Raw genomic sequence first — 17,635 nt, 5'->3', positions numbered from 1 at the left:
TCATTTTGCGGAGAGATTTTTTTATGCCAACAACGTGAGAATGGTATCACGTGAGGGAAAATTACAATGAATAGGGAAAATATATCCGCCGATGCCGATGCATTACCATCTGCTCTTAACTGTTGCCGATTATTGTTGCAATTAGCTAAAGGTGAAACTCAGGAACCACAACCTTTGCCCTCCCATAGCAAACTGAAACTCGCAATAAAGGAATATAGCGAGGCACATGACGTTGATCTGGCATTGTGCCGTTTAAAACTCGCCAAGCTGACTCCCAAGTTACTGCCCCTAGCCTTTCGCGACAAACAGGGGAAATTTGTTGTATTAGCGTGCCTTTCTACCGATCAAGCCCTGATCCAATCTCCTTATGCTGCTTCACCCGAAATACTCCCCATCAACGAGCTAGAGGACCGATGGAGCGGAGAAGTGATCCAGTTACGAGAAGCTTCCCTCCGGTTCGATGTCTCTTGGTTTATACCTGCGTTTATCCATCATCGCCGCCTCCTCGGCGAGGTGCTGCTTTTTTCTCTGATGCTCCAGCTACTTGCTCTGGTCACCCCTCTGTTTTTCCAAGTAGTGATGGACAAAGTGTTGGTACACAAAGCGTTGTCCACCCTGGACGTGCTGGTGATAGTGCTGGTGGTCGTTGGGCTGTTCGAAGTGGTACTCCGGGGACTGCGTGAATATCTTTTTGCTCACACTGCCAACCGCATCGATATCACGCTGGGGATTAAGCTGTTCCGGCACCTACTCGGCCTGCCCCTGCTCTACTTCAAACACCGTCAGGTGGGCGCTATCATCACCCGAGTGCAAGAACTCGACAACATTCGTGACTTCCTGACCGGCTCCATGCTAACCCTGTGCGTGGACCTAGCCTCCGCCTTTGTCTTCTTCGGGGTAATGGCCTGGCTATCGCCGTCCCTAACCTGCGTGGTACTAGCGGTGTTGCCACTCTATTTTCTGCTAGCCTGCCTGAGCTCCAAGCCACTGCAACAGCGCATCGAACAACAGTTCCAGACGGCAGCCCTCAATACCTCATTCCTGAACGAGTCCGTCAGCGGCGCTGAAACCATCAAGAGCCTGGCGGTAGAACCTAGGATGCAACGGCGCTGGGAATCCCAGACCGCAAACATGGTCGAAGCCGGTTTCCGCACTCAGACCCTCAACAGCTTCATCAGCCACGGAGTTATGCTGCTACAGAAAACGACCGGCGTCGGGATCATCTGGCTAGGTGCCAACATGGTGATCTCTCTGGAGCTAACCATCGGCCAACTGATCGCTTTCAACATGATGGTGTCCCACGTCAACCAACCCATCGCCAAGCTAATCGACCTGTGGCAACAGTTTGTCCAAACCCGGGTCGCCGTCGCCAAGCTCGGCGACATACTCAACCTACCTGTCGAGCAGGAGCAGGGGAATATCCGTCCTCAGCAACCACTCTCTGGCGATCTGCAAATACGCAACCTCATGTTCCGCTACCAGCCCCACCAAGCCCCAGTGTTGCAGGGAATCACCCTGCATATCAGGTCCGGCGAGAACTTAGGCATTGTCGGCCCCTCCGGTTCGGGTAAGAGTACACTGACCCGCTTATTACAGAAGCTCTACGCTCCGGACGAAGGGGAGATTTTGATCGACGGCATTCCCCTGCATCGACTGGACCCCGACTACCTGCGCAGCCAGATTGGGGTGGTACTACAGGAGAACTACCTGTTCAACCGTAGTGTGCGCCACAACATAGCGCTCAAAGACCCCTCCGCCTCGCTGGAGAAGGTGATGGCCGTCGCCAAGCTGGCGGGTGCGCATGACTTTATCCTGCAACTGCCTCTGGGTTATGACACGGTACTGGCCGAAGCTGGCAGCTCTCTATCAGGAGGACAACGCCAGCGCATTGCCATCGCCCGTGCACTGATGGCCGACCCTAGGATCTTGATCTTCGACGAGGCGACCAGTGCCCTCGATGACGAATCCCAAGCGCTAATCCAAGCCAACATGGCCGAAATCGCTCTGGGGCGCACCGTCATCACCATTGCCCACCGCCTGTCCACGGTACGTCACTGTGACCGCATCATTACTTTGGAGCAGGGCCTTATCACCGAATCGGGCAACCATCACCAGTTGCTGGCTAAAGGCGGCTGCTACGCCAGGCTATGGCAGATACAGCAAGAATTACGAAAAGAGGCAGAGTGATGTCATTCAAGAAGCACCTAAAAACCATCCTTCTAGCCTGGCATCGGGAGCGTAGCATTCCTAAAGCGGCAAAGCGTACCCGTGACGAGTACGAGTTTCAGCCCGGCTACCTGGAGATCGTTGAACGTCCTCCGGCTCCTTGGGCAAGGTGTACGGCAATGGCACTGACCCTGTTTCTGCTGGTAGTTCTGCTCTGGTCCATCGTCGGTCACCTAGACATCCATGCTAACGCCGCAGGCAAGCTATTAGTGTCCAGTCACTCTAAAGTGATCCAGTCCCTTGAAGCCGGCGAGATTGTGGCGATTCACGTGCGTGACGGACAAAGAGTGAAGGCAGGGAATGTGCTGATCAAACTCAACCCCATAGGAGCCGAGGCCGAACTGAAAGAGCGGCAGGAGCAACTAAACTTCAAGCTATTGGAGCAAGCTAGACTACAGGCCCTGCTAACCGATGCCCCCATTGCGCATTTCGCCGTACAAGAAGGTATACCGCAGGCACAGATCGAGCTGGCTAGAGAGCACTTGGTCAGCGTCTGGAAAGAAGTGGTCGCCAATCTAGAAAGTCTGGATGGAGAAATGAGCGTTAACCAAACGAACCAGAGTGCACGTAACGCCGATATCACTGAGCTGGAGAAACTGCTAACCAATATCAAAGTGCGTCTTGAGGCCCGTCGTACCTTGGCCGCCAGCAAACTACTGCCAAAAGTCGAGCTACTGGAGCAGGAAAAGGAGAAGCTAGAGATCGAACGCACCCTTTCTCAACAGCACGCCGAGCTGGCCGTTCTCAAGGCACAATATCAGGTACTAGAGGAGAGCCGGGACCGCTACCTAGCCAAGATCCACCGGGAATACTACGACCAGTTGAACGAAACTCAGGCCGCCATTGCGGTGATGACGCAGCAGTTAATAAAGGCTGGCGAAAAACAGCGGCTACAGAGCCTACGGGCACCGGTCGATGGCGTGGTGCAACAGCTAGCGATCCACACCTTGGGAGGTGTAGTGCAATCTGCCCAGCAACTCATGGTGATCGTGCCCGATGATACCCCCTTGGAAGCCGAGGTGATGGTGTTGAACAAGGATGTGGGATTCGTGCGCACGGGTCAACCAGTGGAGATTAAAGTCGACTCATTTCCCTATACCCGCTATGGCACTATACGGGGTAAGGTCGCCTACGTCTCTAAAGATGCAGTCAAGGATGAGCGGCTAGGTCTGGTATTCCCCGCCCAAATCCGGATGGAACGCGCCTCCATCACAGTGGACGAGCATGAGGTACCGCTACAGGCAGGCATGAGTATTACCGCAGAAATCCGCACCGGTGATCGGCGGGTGATCGACTACCTACTTAGCCCACTGCAACAGTACCAATCCGAAGCATTGAGGGAACGATAATGTCAATCATCGAATCTATTCTGTCGGAACCGACCATCGTAGACGAGTCCAAGTCCGTAACGGATGGCGGCCTCCTGGCCCTGACCCATGCCGCCCACCATTTCAACTTAGCGGTGGAGCCGGAACAACTTATCCACCGTCTCGGGCGCACCCAAGGGGTCTCGGACAGCCAGGATCTATGCCGCTGTGCCCAGTGGATCGGTCTGAGAGCACGACGTATCACCACAGATATCAGCCGTTTTGATACCCTGCCCCTTCCTATCCTGCTGGATACGGAACAGGGCTGGCAGGTACTAGAAAGAGTCGAGGGTGAATTCGTTACCTTGTATCAGCCAAGCATAGGTAACACATGTCGCTATCCCCGAACTGTCTTCGCGAACCATTGGCAAGGCAGCGCCGTGCTGCTGGCAGAGATGACCGAGCAGCCAAAAAGACAACGGTTTGGCTTCGGCTGGTTCGTGCCTTCCATCCTCAAGCATGTCAGCCAGTTTAGGAACGTGATCCTGGTGTCTCTGATGCTACAAGTGATCGCCCTAGTGACCCCCATACTGTTCGAGAACGTGATCGATCGGGTACTGGTCAGCCGCAGTCTATCTAGCCTGCAAGTGCTAGGAATCGCCATGTTGACGCTGGCTCTGTTCGAGCCCGTCTATGGCTTCCTTCGTTCTTGGCTATTCACCAACCTCGCCAGCAAGGTCAACTCCGAGCTTTCCAGCCGCCTCTATCAGCACCTGGTGACACTGCCTATGGGCTATTTCCAGCAACGTCAGACCGGTGAGATCATCGCCCGGGTGCGCGAGATGAACCAAATCCGTCAGTTCCTCACCGGTTCGGCGTTGACTATGGTGTTGGATCTGGCCTTTGTCGGTCTGTTTGTGGCCGTGATGTTCTCCTACGCCACCGAGCTCACCTGGCTGGTGCTCGGTTCCTTGGTGATCTACTTCCTGTTTTGGCTGTGTGTCGGGCCCGTGCTACGCGCCCGGGTATTGCGCGAGTATGAGCTAGGGGCCGACAACACCGCCTTTCTTACCGAGTCGGTCACCGGTATTGAAACCATCAAAACCAATGCCACCGAAGCCGGCTTCCTACACCTCTGGGAGCGGCAGCTATCTGCTTTCGTCCGCGCCTCATTCCGCGCCAAAGTGGTGGGGATCTTGGCTGGTCAGGGAATCAACTTAATCCAGAAGCTGACTTCCGCCCTACTGCTGTTGTGGGGCGTTACTCTGGTAATGGAGGGTAAACTCAGCCCAGGGGAGCTGGTGGCTTTCAACATGCTCTCGGAACACGTGACCCAACCGATCCTGCGTCTGGCCCAGATCTGTCAGGATTTCCAGCACACCCTGATCTCGATGCGCAGGATCGGCGACATTCTCGATGAAGAGGGAGAAAGTGGCAATGGCGGCCTGGCCTCCGTACCCAAGCTACAGGGAGGGGTGAGCTTCAAGGGAGTTCGCTTTCGCTACAACGAGGATGGTCAGGAGGTGTTACGCAACCTCAATATCGAGATTCATCCCGGCGAATTTATCGGCATCACAGGGCCGTCCGGCTCAGGCAAATCCACCCTAGCCCGGCTGTTACAGCGCCTCTATGTGCCCCAACACGGCCAAGTGTTGGTGGATGGGATCGATTTGGCGATCGCCGATCCGGTGGCACTGCGTCGCAACATGAGCGTAGTGCTGCAAGAAAGCGTGTTGTTTGCTGGCACCATCGCCGAGAACATCCGTTTGTGCCGCCCCCAAGCCAGCGATGCGGAGGTGTATGAAGCAGCAACTTTGGCCGGTGCCGATGGTTTTATCAAGGCGCTGGACCGGGGCTATGAAACCCAAGTCGGCGAACGCGGCGGCCAGCTTTCCGGCGGGCAACGCCAACGCATCGCCCTGGCCCGAGCGTTGCTGACCAATCCGGGAATACTGCTGCTAGATGAAGCCACTAGCGCCCTAGACTACGAGTCGGAAGCGGCGGTAATGGCTAACCTACAGCGCATAGCGCAAGGCCGTACAGTGATCAGCGTCGCCCATCGTCTTAATACCCTGCGCCATGCTCAGCGGATTCTGGTGATCGACCAAGGTCAAGTGGTCGAACAAGGCAGCCACGAGCAACTGCTCGCCTTGGACGGACTTTATGCTCGACTGTGGACCTTACAGATGAAAGATTCTCAGCTCGCAGACGACCAGCCGTGCCCACCATAGCCAGCCATTCTTGAAGCGTTGTAATCCGTAAATATCAAAGTAGGATTTTCCTAAGGAGAACCATTATGCCCAGTAACAGCTATCAATCACTGCTCGCATCCGCGCAAGCGACCTTTAGAGAGATGAAGAGCAAACCGAAAATCCAAACACTGGTCCAAGAGATCAAGAAGGGGTTCCGTGAAAATGGTCGCAAGTGGAGTCCCGAATTGCTCCAGCACCAGAAAATGCTGGAACGGGCGCTGGAGAGCAACGCTTATTGGCGCTACAGTAATGACAGACCGGTCAACATCAGTAGCCTCGACACAAGCGAGCAACAGGCATTTGTCAGTTATATCAAGACACTGGCGACACGCATCACGACAATCGACATCTTGGTACAAGGCAATGAGAAAACAGCGCTATCTTCGCAAACGGATGACGCCTTAGGCAATGCCGAAGCTTTCCGGATGCTGCCCAAGGATTTTGCACAACGTTATGGCACCCGCGGCAAGCTTGGTGCGCGGCTGACCATCAACGTTAGCAAGGCGCATTTCAACTTGCTTGCCCGGGCGTTGCCCCAGTTGTTCAATGATGACAATCGCGGCTGGCTGGAGCAGGCCAAGATCATGGGACCGAAAAATCTGGGCAGCCGTACCGACCAAGCTGTGATCTACCTTTCCAGAGCCGGGATCGAGCATGCTCAAACCATCAGCGAAAAGCTTAGCGAACTGTTACCGGCGACAGCCTTTGTCGAACACACCCCGACTGGTATGTATCGCGTGGGCAAGGGCATTTCCTATTCTGAAACGGCCGCGGGTGGATCGAGCAGCCACGGTCAGTCCCGAGCACAACTGATTGCGGCAGCAGGTACACAGTCCTTGCTGACCGATATTCCAATCGAGAAAGCTTTGGCGCATACCTTGCAGACGCGCGGGTACGATGTACACAACCCGGCGTTGCTCTCACAAGCACTACGGGATAGCGAACTCAAGGGGACGCTGGCACCAATGGGTGGCGATTCTGAGACTCGTCAGGGCAGCGCCGATATCCATCAGTTCGCCGCCGATCCTGTGTTGTTCGCCAAATCCAACACTATCAGTGCCGAGACATTAATCAGGTCGGAGAGTTTCCCAGCAGAAGGGAACGCCCAGCTAGTGAAAATCGCATCAGGTTTGTACGAGCTAGAATACACCGATCGAAGCGCTAATGATGATGTCGCAGCAGGCGCTAACAGCATACCCGCGTATTTTCTCGACTACGACAGCGCCGATCAGGCCAATGCATCGCCAGCCTACGTAGATATTCCTAAGCATGCGATCGCGGGGAGCTTTCTGTTTACCGGAACGCTATCGGGCGGCTCAGTAGTGGTGACCAACCTCGATGCCAATACCTACCGGGTCTACCACGATGGCCGAGTCAACAGTTCGCTGTTATACGATAACGTGGTGATGGCTGTGGACTACAACGATTACCGGGTAGCTGCCACCACCGACGGCCTCGCCGTGGCATACATGCAGTACGTCAATGACGAATGGCAATTAGTGTTCCAGCGTCAAAAGTATCAGCAAGACGGCCAGATGCTTCGGCTAAAGTTACGTAGCGACGAGGAACCACTCTCTATCCAGATCGCAGACAGTCAAGTGACTGAACGTAACCAAGCTCAATTCGCCATTTACCGTGAGCAAGTTCACCAACGACTAAAGAAAATCGCTGCCCAGTTCGGAGTGTCAGTCGAAGGGATCGCTGACGGTGTATACACAGAGGGTGAATTTTCTCCTGATCATCCAGCAATTGCCGCGTGGACTAAGTTACATGCCGAAGTTGACGACAGGATCAACGCGAACATCAAACAGCTAGTAGACAAACGAAGCAAACTCTATGAGGAGCAACGCAATAGCTCTCAGCACAACCTAATCGACCAACAGATAAAACAGATCAATATCACTCTAGAGTATTACAAGGCGCAATACGATACGGTTCTGCGTGAAGCGAGCTTCGTCGAACAAAGCTGGTTATGGCAGCAGATCAAGTCCAAGGACGGCATAGCTGCCGTGGTGCGGATCGACAATACATCCATCCAGAACAGTAGACCGGAGCATACCAGTAGCATAGGCGAGCGTTATGCGATCTCCGAAGCTTACCAACATCGTGTACATGGCACCACGTTTACCGATGGTCAGCGTAACTTCCGCGATATTAGCATCCCTGGAATGTACGACAGGATGTCAGCCTTGGAGATGAAGATCTTGTTTCTCAAAGGCCAGCTCACTCCCGAGCAACAAGGTGCCTTGAGCGCTCACATCACTGAAACCAGTCAAGCAGAATACATCGATAAGGTATTGAAGTGGACGGCAGTGTACAGCGAGGATTTTCACCTCACTGGTAGTAGCTTCGACCGTCTGGCACCACAAGACTTTTACCTGTCACTGGTCGGCGACAAATCCGGCGGCCGTTGCTATCCCTTGGTCAGAGCAATGGCGGTGGCGCTGGCTAACAGCGGCGAAGCGGGTATCAACAATCTGGTGGAAAAACTGTTCCTGGCTGCCGCCGATCCCCACGCAGACAGTTCCACACTGCTGAAAAACAGTCTGATCAAATTGCACTCCGATAACCTTGAGGCCGTACAGGCGTCAACAGCAAGGGGACAGTTTAAATTGTCCGAAGTGGTTTCCCTGCTGAAAAAGACGACTAAGACCTCAACGTTCGCGCTCAATACCCCAAATCACTCGATGATGGTGGGAAGTACGGTCGGGCCCGAAGGACATCGTTACTATTTCTATGATCCGAATGTCGGGATTTTTGCCTTCAACAATACAAGCAACTTTTTACAGGCTATGAAGAATCACTTAGTGGGACGCAAACTGGCCGCCCACTATGGTTCGCTTGGCGGCGAGTTAGCCCCTATCTTCAACTTGGTAGAGATCGATGCCAGCAAGATGGCAAAGGTGCCGGTGGGTAACAACCTGAACGTAGCCGACCTGACCCGGTCCGATGAACTAACCTCGGTCATAGAGCAACGGCGGCAGGTTGAGCAGGCGATTAACGCCCAAGTACGGATTACCAAGGACACCCGGTTGCACACTGCATTGGCGACCCTCGATGCCGAACAGTGGGGGGCAAAGTTCGCCGAGGCCAGTACACGGCTCGCCCAAGAAAACAACCTTGACCAGCGCTGGATGCCAGTGATTGGCAATACCGAGGATCAAGGCGAAGGCCGCTATCAAATCCAGTTCATCAATCGCGACCAACCCGAGGAGACTCGTTGGGTAAACAGCGGCGATGCCACCTTTATCGAATTCCGCCGTTTCATCGATGAACAGGTGCTCACCCTAGGCCAACATTTCACCCTCGAACACGGCCGGATACAGCCCAAAGGCGGTATCGGTGAAGCTGCTCCAGTTGATGGGCTAAACGCCGGGTTTGCGATACAGACATTGATCCAATGGTTTGCCGACAAGAACCGCAACGATGCGGCATGTGGGATCGCTTCGCCTGATCTGGCCACTGCGCTCAAAGTCCACAGCTATCTCAATCTCGTCCAGATGGCTCACGGTGGCGTACAGGACGTGACTAAGGTCACCGAACTGGTACGTACGGCATTGCGCGGTGAAGTAGTAGCAGCCGAAACTTCACTCAAGGACTTTACCTCCATCTTGGGGCACACCGTCAACGAAGGCGCTGGCGTGCTCTTTAGCGGAGCCGCGGTCGGGTTGGACGCCTACGAGCTGGCCCATGCCGAAACTGATACGCAGAAAGCCGTGTTCGGAACCCAGTTGGCATTCGATTCGGCCAGCTTTGTTACCGGTACCGCTGGAGTGGGCGCTGGTTTGATCGGTGCCTCAACAGCAGGCGCTGTACTCGGTTCCGGAGGCGTGATCCTTGGCGGACTCGCTGTGGGCTTTACGGCACTGGCGCAAGCCTTTGGTACGGTTGCCGAGGATGCCAAGGCGGTAGGCCGTTACTTTGATACAATCGACAAGGCGTACAAAGGTAATGGCTATCGGTATGACAATGAGAAGAAAGTGCTGGTACCTCTGGCCGGGGCGGTAATCAAAACGCTGGATTTGCGCAAGAATCAGATCGACTTCGACAGTCAGTATATTTACCGCACCCATTCAGGCTCTACCGGTTCGGGAAGAATCAATTATTTCTTCTGGATCGGCGACTTTCCAAAGATGGTCCATGACCGCAGCCAAGCGATCGAGGTGCGTAGTGGAATCGGTTACAAGGACGTATCCCACAGACTCGACCACAGCGACAGCAACGTGCTGATCCTGCCGGGTACCCCCAAATCCTTCATCAGTTACGAATACATGCAGCTCCCTGGCGCAACTACGCGTCATGATGCCGGTTTTGATGTGATCCGCAGGCTTGAAGAAGATAAGCGGTTCGACTACGATTTCTACATCTTTCCGGGGGAGGTTACGATCCGTAGGATTCATCAAGAGTATGTGGCGACACCCATCGAAGTGGTGCTCGACCAGCGCAATCGGCAACTAGTAGTGCCTGAGCTGCCCAAGGAACTGCATGGCTATCTGCACTACGAAATCAAGGGCGCAGGTGGCGAGTACATGATCGGCCTGAACGAAGGCACCAGCGTGAAGCTCACGAGCGATGTTCCGCATAATCTGGTCGGCAGTGCGCCGTCGCGTTGGATCATCGATAGCAGCCAACTCGCCAGTGACAGCATCAACATCACGCAGAACCGACTGGTTGTTGGTGGGGTGATAGTCGAGCTCGACCCGGCCCGGAAGGAGCAGGTGCTGGTGGTAAACCGCAAGGGCGAGGTGCGCGAAGTCGACTTCGCCAACCTGACAACTCAGGTGGTAAGCGAAGATGCGAACAAGTGGCAGGTTCCCGGCCAACAAATTGAGCAGCACCTGAATGATCTAGCTAAGGCGCATCAGTTGCACGGGCAGTATGTGGTGGTAGAGAACTACAACCACAACGGGCGTGATGTTGGTCGGGCGTTCTACGACGTAGCCAACGAGCGGATGCTGTTCACCGACACCACCCACGAACAGGCCAGACATGCCCAACTAGGTGCAGTGATGGGCAATCATGCTTATTTCTACGACGCCGACAACGCGGCGGCATGGCGGGTGGACATTGCCACCGGACAGGCCGACGCGCAGTTTGAGCCTTGGTTCAACCAGAATGCGGGCCAGCTCAGTCGGCTATGGCAAGAGGGGGATGCAATCTACCTGACGCGCCGTTATCAGCTAAGGGAGAAAAAAGAAGCTGAACTGAGCTATCGGCTCCTCGGTGACCGAATGGAGTTGGTCAGTGCGGTGGGGGATGATGCACTACTCCAGCTTTCGGCACGTACCGGCCAGCATAGTCATGAACTCAAAACCATACTCCAAGGCTACGAAAACAATAGCACACAGCGTGAAACTCCGACGTATACGCTGGGCGCACGGCTGATCCAACCGACCAATGCGGCGCTGGTCACGGTGTTCGGCGTGGATACGGCTGGCGTACCGCACCGTTACTGGATACGCACCAGCGACGGTACGTTGATCAAACCGAATCTGGCACCACCGGCGGATCAGACCTTACACTTTGAAGTGCACGAACAGACGCGCAGTGCCTGGCCGATCCCGGCCGATCTCGTGTTGGCGGGCAGCATTCCCCGCCCCGCTGATACGGAAGTGTTCTTCTTTTACAGCAAGGAACAAAAAGTTCTGTTCCGTCAGGAAGGCCCCGGCCAGACGGTTCTCGACGCCAACCATCCCAGCGCATTACGCATCAACACGCCAGCGTTGGCTAATCTGGTCAACCTAAACGGTAGCTTGCTCGCTATCACCGAAGATGGACGTGTAGCCCGGCTCGACGCGAGGGGGCAGCTTAACTACGAAGCGGTTAACGAGCATTGGCTCAAGGGGCGCACCCACTGGTGGCAGGATCTGTCTAACATCACCGACAGCAGCGCCACTCTGGCGGTGTTTGGAGTCAAGAGCACCGACGGCGATAGCCTGCTGCCGGTGTGGTACCACAACGGCCAAGTGGTGGTGGCTTCGGCGGCACTGTTGGGCAAGTCGTTGCAGTTCCTGGGATTCGAAACAGATGGCACCTCTGCGCGGCTCTTCGAACCCGAAAGCGGCAAGCTGTATCGCCAACCAGTCATGACCGCAAATGCGTTAGCCACGGCTTTTGGCGGCACCGGCCAGATACTTAGCGCCTCGGCACAACTTCCCTCTGCCAGTGAGTTAACACCCGAGTTACATCTTAAGGCAGCGCAACAAGTCGATACCGGCATGCGTCTGGTGACGGTCAAGGGAGAGATCTTGCTGCGAACCAACAACGGCGAGTTGCAGCTAGTTGGCGTTAACAAAGGCTGGCAACAAAACAACTTGGCCCAACTGCCGCAGGCACTCACCAAACTCGCCGACCAGTGGCAGGCTAAAGGGATACTGACCTTGCAGGACAACAAGGAGCCAGGCTGGTTCGATATCGACAGCAGCCAGATATTTTCGGGTAATGGCATCCCTGTCTCGCATAATCTGAGCTTCGTGGGGATCGCCGCAGGCGAAAAGGCAGCGTATGTGTACAGCCCGACGACCCAAGCGCTGTACCAAATCAAGGATGGCAATGCGCAAATGCTCAACAAGTTCACGGGAGTAGAGCGCATCGGTTCTTCCCTTCTGCTTCAAGGCGGAGGAGTTGGCGGCAGCAAAGATGATCTAACGCCACCGCTCATTGCCGGTGTCGACAGCGTGGTGCTGCATGGCGGAGCTGATAGCGATACCTACCGCCTCAGCCAAGCGATGTGGTCCCATTACCATACGATAGTCATTGACAACGACGACCGGGGCCAAGCCTTGGACCGCTTGATCCTACCATTGGCTGATCCAGAGAGCATCTTGGTAAACCGCCACGATGACGACTTGATGTTAACCGATTCCAGCAATGGAACGGCCGTGGTGGTACGTCAAGTATTTGGCAGCCAGCCTATGGCTCATCGGCATCTACAAATCGAGCTGGAAGGTTCCTCGTTGGTGATCAACGTGGACCACCTGATCGAAGGCTTTACCCAACAGGGTTACACCACGAAAGGTCTGGTGGAACTGTCTTGGGCCAGCAAGCAACCCGTCATCACAACCCATGCCGTTGACGCAGTACCGGGAGCGGCAAGACCGAACCTAGCCAAGCTGAGCGAGGCTATGGCTTCGTTCCCTGATACCGGCGCTGCTCGCGAGCACCTGCCGCAAATCAGTCAGACTTCGCAAGCGGTGCTGGTGCCATCACTGCTCTAAGGTAGCACCAGAAATAACAGAAGGGGCGAAATGTCCCTTCTCAGACCGCTGACAAACCTCGTTGAAAAGAAGGTGTCGCAAAAGGTTCGTAATGTTCCGGGGTATATCGGCTACGGCTCATGGTGTCAGTCTCCAGGTGAAGATAAGGAAGCAGTAGCGTGCATGAACCGGAGAGGAAGAACAAGGTGAGATGACCGGACTCTTACGGACATTTACGCAATAGGCCCAACGGCGGGAGATTAAGCAGCAGATGCGGACGCTGATAACCGGTTTTGCGGGCAAAAGGAGAGGATAAAATGAAAGTGGTGATTGAACATTTGCAGGACATTCAGTTAACTCACATTGAAGCGCTGGCCTTAGCCCAACTGGTTAAGCGATTGAACTGGACAGAGATACGCGCCTGTGCCGTGAATGACGAGGAAGCCTATCAGATTAAGGATGCGATTTCTAAGCTTCAATCCGCTCTGGCTTACCGTGGGTATGCGTCACGGTAGATCATCAGAAAGCCGGAAGATCTTTCCGGCTTTGAGTTGAATTAGACTTTTCTTATTTTTTGGTAAAAATAAGCAACATCAATTAAGGTTGATATCACCCCATTTTCATCAGGCCAATCCATAATAAATCTTGGATATGATGGCTTGTAAACTTGGGGATTCATAACCCTTATCATTTCCTCTAACTCTTTTTTTACTTGAGTTAACGCACTAACAGATAATGGTGCATTCTTTCCACTTTGATGTAGTTCAATTGTATCCTGAACTAATTGAAGAGCATCAATCAAAAATGTTTTGCCAGAAGTTTTCATTTCATTAGAGATCCATATTTCCACGGCTCAAGTACAAATATTTGCTCTGCACCGCCAGTATATTGAGGGCCGAAATCATATTGTGGTGCTGCTCTACCTTTTATGATTGTCGTTCCCGGTTTTATTTGAAACTGTTGAATCCCTGTCATTCCATTCCAATCAGGCGGTAATGCCAACCCGCTTCTATTCGTTTGTGGAGTGAACGTTTCAAATACATACTGCCCTTCAGGTCGGGTTCTTTTTCCAAAATCATGGAGGCGTGCACCATAAAGGCTATCACCTGCTTTATGTACAGACATTCCTGAAAGTTCAAATGAGTCAATGATCTGCTTTCTTTGACTTCTGCCGACTCCCATAGATTGCAAATATTCAGATGCATCTCTAACTCCTTGATATGGGTGCGGAGGTTCCCCTTTATTCCCCGGACAGCCAGTTAACCCGAATGGGTCAATCCAGTTCGCCGGATTATGCACGTAACTATAAGGACTTACACCACCCCTTAAGTTTAGCGGGTCCGGCGATAAGTACTGGCCTATTTCCCTCTCGTAATAACGGTGCCGATTATAAAATAAACCGCTTTCATTGTCTTCATACTGCCCACAAAAATCTAGTCATTAAATGTTGAATCTAGCTTTTGAGGGCAGTTCATCTATAATTTTATTAACTATTCTTCAAAAGAATAGGATTGAAAATAACTCATGTCTTTTTATCTTTTTTTATACTGCACGGCATAACTCCTTTTTTAAATATAGAAAATATTTCTTCTAATTTAGAGTTTTGATTAAAAGAAAATAAATATCGACAAATGCTTGTCATATTTAACATGTAATTACATTCGTCATTTGCTTCATTTGAAAAGTTATCGTATTCTATGTTATCAACTAACCCTTGTTTCTTTCTTATAAGATATCATTTTCTTTTTCTCATATTTTCTTTAACTTGAACCTAGGTAGATATTTTTATTCTGTCAAGTATATCCTTTTCTGCTTTTTTATAATCCTCATGAAGATAAAACTCGGATGCCAAATCAGAGAAAAAATCACTCTAAACCATACAATTACATGGTACGTCTTGATCGAAAATAAGCTTTAGTTCCATATCTTTATTATCAATAATTTCATATTCATTAAATTCTTCAATAAAACCGGATAAAAAATCCGAACTTTTGAAGAATTCAACAGGTTCCATATGAAAATTTATTATCTCTCCCAGATTAAATTATCCTAAAATTTTACTCTAGAGATCAAAGATACTTTGTCTGACTTTTAAAATTACGTCTTTCCCCTGAATATTAGTGTTATACCTATCTTTGGATCTAATAATATTACCATTGCCCATATTTTTTTAGCTATATTTTGAATGTTAGTTACTTGTTTCGATATGGTATTAATTGATTGATGTAGATTTATTTTATCCAGAGTATTGCATCAGTATATCCGTGATGATTACCTTGATGCCTTGCTATTACACTAACCCGACGGCGTGGCATGGGTATTCACCACGGTAAGAAAGAAGCCAACCGGAAGCGATTCCGGTTTTTACTATTTCAGAGATAAACAGAATAAAATATCTAAAATATTTACTATGTATATATTTAATATTGTATTTATATTTTTCTGTATTATTCATTTGTTTATCTTCTTATTTGTTTTATATTTTTGTGATTTTAAATTATATATTTAATATATAAGACCAACTCTGTAATCTATTTGTTTTAAACATAAAAATAACAAAACTGAAAGATTACGGGAATCTTTCCGGCTTTTTACTATTAGCTTAGGATAATTTTATTTTCCCTTTTTTGACATTAGCTTTAATGTCGTACTTAAAATCTACACTATAGTGATTCAAGACTTCATCTAATTTAATTAGCTTTATTCCTTTGATATTTTCTTTAATTAATCTGTTAGCTACTTTTTCTGAAATAAAGATAAATTCTGCTAATAAAGTAGTCCGTATTGAAAAAATATCATAATTGAATGATTCATTATGAAAAGATAATTTATGAGGAATTAAATTTCCATATTTATCTTTTTCTAATATTGAGTTTTTTTCATTCAGAAATAACTCCTTGTCAGTAAAAAAAAGATAATTTAATGAGTTATTGATAGTTTTTCCATCTTTAATAGATGTCGCAATTAATTTTTTTAAAACATGATCGCTTAATTTAAACTCATTGATAATATCGAGAAATCTATCAGATAGGATATGAGCCATATTGTGTTGATAATAATTAAACCCCAATTTACCAATATTTTTATTGCATAACAAATACAAAGGGTTAGGGCATTTCTTATCTAATAGATAATAAGGTATATCATGCTTGGAGCCTTTATAATCCCATTTTTCATTAATTTGCTTTTCGGTATCTACTATAGCATGAAGATATCTTGGCATTAGTGAAGAATTATAATCGTTCATTAATACATAATAATTCATTAATTTACTCTCCCACATTTGGTTGTAGACACTTGACCAGACCATATTTTATTTTTCATATCCATCTGATTATTGTTTTTAAAGTCATATTTTCTTCATATGGATGAAAAGCATCATTAAGAATCATTCCAATCATATTGTCCTGCTCATGGATAAAGAAAATTTTATTTTCTAAGAAGTATAACCTTGACAATAAACTGGATTTTTTTGAGACGGAATTAAACCATTGGATTCATTCTCTTATAAATATACCATCGATAAGCTCCAATCGGCGCTGGCTTACCGTGGGCATGCACCAAAATAGATCATAATAAGGTCGGAAGATCATGGAAGATCTTTCTGGCCCTGATTGTTTATCTATACATCGATATTATTCTATTACCTTTAAATATCATCCACGTTGCTTTCGTCAAAATACCATATTAAAAAATCGTTAAACGCTTTCCACCGTGGGCTTATTTTTCCTTTCATAAAAGTATCATATTCGGCCGGAAGATCACACGGATCTTTCCGGCTCATATCACATCTAATTAAAACTCTATAAAAGCATCATTTTCAAAATAAAAAATAAATGCCTCCAATAGATCATTGAGAGATGGATTGTCTAACTGGGCCTTAGTATTAGCTACTACTTCTTCAATTGTTCCTCCATCTAAAACTTCAATCCACCCGTTTTCTTTTACCTGTTTAGGTAAATAATCATCAGAATCAGGTGGAAAATCAGCACTACTCAGAGAAAAAACTCCTTCTGTTTCTAACGTCCAACTATTTTGATCTGGAGGCAAGCAAAACCACTCGCTGGAATTATTTTCTGGAGTCGATAATACATCAGAAATAGAAACTAACTTCATAAACTACCTCATTATTTATAGTCCACCACATTTTCCACTACCTAACTTTTTAAATCCTCCTTCCTGATTTGGATGAAGGCTTTTCTGTACAGCGCCAGGCGCTTGATGTTGAGATCTTGGAATAAGTTCGTAAACGTAATGTTCCGGGGTATATCGGCTACGGCTCATGGTGTCAGTCTCCAGGTGAAGATAAGGAAGCAGTAGCGTGCATGGGCCGGAGAGGAAGAACAAGGTGAGATGACCGGACGTTTACATTAAAATGCTTAGGTCTGCTACTTGAATGTAAATCGTAATGTTCCGGTGAACTCACCTTGCGTTGTCAGATAGCAACAAGATGGATGTTAACTGAAGGTATTATCAGGCCAGGGAAGCAGCTCATTCAACCGGCTGTTCGGCCAGGAAGGCAGCCGACTGAGGACATCACGTAACCAGACCCAGGGCTCATGTCCGTTGGCTTTGGCCGTTTCCAGCAGGCTCATTATCATGGCCGCCCGTTGCCCCGCGGCCAGTGAACCCGCAAAAAGCCAGTTCTTTCGCC

Annotated in this window: 11 protein-coding genes and 1 pseudogene; 5 read left to right on the top strand and 7 right to left on the bottom strand. The window is 49.9% G+C overall.

What is annotated here, in order from left to right:
- Positions 1-66 precede the first annotated feature (66 nt).
- From EAE91_RS21605 to EAE91_RS21585, 5 genes are all read left to right on the top strand, one after another.
- Positions 67-2,187, top strand: a complete 2,121-nt coding sequence (locus EAE91_RS21605; RefSeq protein WP_214090279.1) for a type I secretion system permease/ATPase — start codon at positions 67-69, stop codon at positions 2,185-2,187.
- Positions 2,148-3,575, top strand: a complete 1,428-nt coding sequence (locus EAE91_RS21600; RefSeq protein ID WP_339919572.1) for an HlyD family type I secretion periplasmic adaptor subunit — start codon at positions 2,148-2,150, stop codon at positions 3,573-3,575. The genes EAE91_RS21605 and EAE91_RS21600 overlap by 40 nt, the downstream gene beginning before the upstream one ends.
- Positions 3,575-5,764 (top strand): type I secretion system permease/ATPase, encoded by a 2,190-nt coding sequence (locus EAE91_RS21595; RefSeq protein WP_244868982.1) that lies wholly within the window; start codon positions 3,575-3,577, stop codon positions 5,762-5,764. Before EAE91_RS21600 ends, EAE91_RS21595 begins: the two co-directional genes overlap by 1 nt.
- A 65-nt stretch (positions 5,765-5,829) precedes the next feature.
- Positions 5,830-13,002, top strand: a complete 7,173-nt coding sequence (locus EAE91_RS21590; protein ID WP_214090277.1) for a TcdA/TcdB pore-forming domain-containing protein — start codon at positions 5,830-5,832, stop codon at positions 13,000-13,002.
- Between the two features lie 296 nt (positions 13,003-13,298).
- Complete coding sequence (locus tag EAE91_RS21585; RefSeq protein ID WP_214090276.1) at positions 13,299-13,496, top strand: DUF7706 family protein; 198 nt, start codon at positions 13,299-13,301, stop codon at positions 13,494-13,496.
- A 41-nt stretch (positions 13,497-13,537) separates the two neighbouring features.
- Here EAE91_RS21585 and EAE91_RS21580 read toward each other — a convergent pair whose 3' ends face one another.
- The 7 genes and pseudogenes from EAE91_RS21580 to EAE91_RS21550 form a co-directional block, all read right to left on the bottom strand.
- Positions 13,538-13,807 (bottom strand): hypothetical protein, encoded by a 270-nt coding sequence (locus EAE91_RS21580; protein ID WP_214090275.1) that lies wholly within the window; start codon positions 13,805-13,807, stop codon positions 13,538-13,540.
- The gene (locus EAE91_RS21575) at positions 13,804-14,280 is read right to left on the bottom strand and encodes a hypothetical protein (RefSeq protein ID WP_247982943.1); all 477 of its coding nucleotides are present in this window, start codon (positions 14,278-14,280) and stop codon (positions 13,804-13,806) included. Before EAE91_RS21575 ends, EAE91_RS21580 begins: the two co-directional genes overlap by 4 nt.
- A gap of 21 nt (positions 14,281-14,301) precedes the next feature.
- Positions 14,302-14,355 (bottom strand): annotated as a pseudogene (locus tag EAE91_RS25120) (hypothetical protein); the annotation flags it as partial.
- A 1,228-nt stretch (positions 14,356-15,583) separates the two neighbouring features.
- Positions 15,584-16,246: an Imm43 family immunity protein gene (locus tag EAE91_RS21570; protein WP_244868981.1), complete on the bottom strand. Its 663-nt coding sequence runs from the start codon at positions 16,244-16,246 to the stop codon at positions 15,584-15,586.
- Between the two features lie 530 nt (positions 16,247-16,776).
- Positions 16,777-17,097: a DUF7716 domain-containing protein gene (locus EAE91_RS21565; protein ID WP_214090273.1), complete on the bottom strand. Its 321-nt coding sequence runs from the start codon at positions 17,095-17,097 to the stop codon at positions 16,777-16,779.
- Between the two features lie 15 nt (positions 17,098-17,112).
- On the bottom strand, positions 17,113-17,265 hold the full coding sequence (locus EAE91_RS21560) for a hypothetical protein (RefSeq protein ID WP_214090282.1): 153 nt from the start codon (positions 17,263-17,265) through the stop codon (positions 17,113-17,115).
- A 173-nt stretch (positions 17,266-17,438) separates the two neighbouring features.
- Positions 17,439-17,635: transposase domain-containing protein (locus EAE91_RS21550; protein ID WP_214090272.1), on the bottom strand; the 197-nt coding region annotated here is incomplete at its 5' end.

Source organism: Photorhabdus noenieputensis (genome assembly GCF_018448935.1).
Taxonomy (GTDB): domain Bacteria; phylum Pseudomonadota; class Gammaproteobacteria; order Enterobacterales; family Enterobacteriaceae; genus Photorhabdus; species Photorhabdus noenieputensis.
The sequence above is the reverse complement of the archived record's forward strand: the minus strand, read 5'-3'. Positions and strand labels throughout refer to the sequence as shown.

Excerpts from the sequence above, each read along its gene's own strand:
- EAE91_RS21605 (WP_214090279.1), top strand. The coding sequence starts at position 67 with ATGAATAGGGAAAATATATCCGCCGATGCCGATGCATTACCATCTGCT.
- EAE91_RS21600 (WP_339919572.1), top strand. The coding sequence starts at position 2,148 with ATGGCAGATACAGCAAGAATTACGAAAAGAGGCAGAGTGATGTCATTC.
- EAE91_RS21595 (WP_244868982.1), top strand. The coding sequence starts at position 3,575 with ATGTCAATCATCGAATCTATTCTGTCGGAACCGACCATCGTAGACGAG.
- EAE91_RS21590 (WP_214090277.1), top strand. The coding sequence starts at position 5,830 with ATGCCCAGTAACAGCTATCAATCACTGCTCGCATCCGCGCAAGCGACC.
- EAE91_RS21585 (WP_214090276.1), top strand. The coding sequence starts at position 13,299 with ATGAAAGTGGTGATTGAACATTTGCAGGACATTCAGTTAACTCACATT.
- EAE91_RS21580 (WP_214090275.1), bottom strand. The coding sequence starts at position 13,807 with ATGAAAACTTCTGGCAAAACATTTTTGATTGATGCTCTTCAATTAGTT.
- EAE91_RS21570 (WP_244868981.1), bottom strand. The coding sequence starts at position 16,246 with ATGAATTATTATGTATTAATGAACGATTATAATTCTTCACTAATGCCA.
- EAE91_RS21565 (WP_214090273.1), bottom strand. The coding sequence starts at position 17,097 with ATGAAGTTAGTTTCTATTTCTGATGTATTATCGACTCCAGAAAATAAT.
- EAE91_RS21560 (WP_214090282.1), bottom strand. The coding sequence starts at position 17,265 with ATGAGCCGTAGCCGATATACCCCGGAACATTACGTTTACGAACTTATT.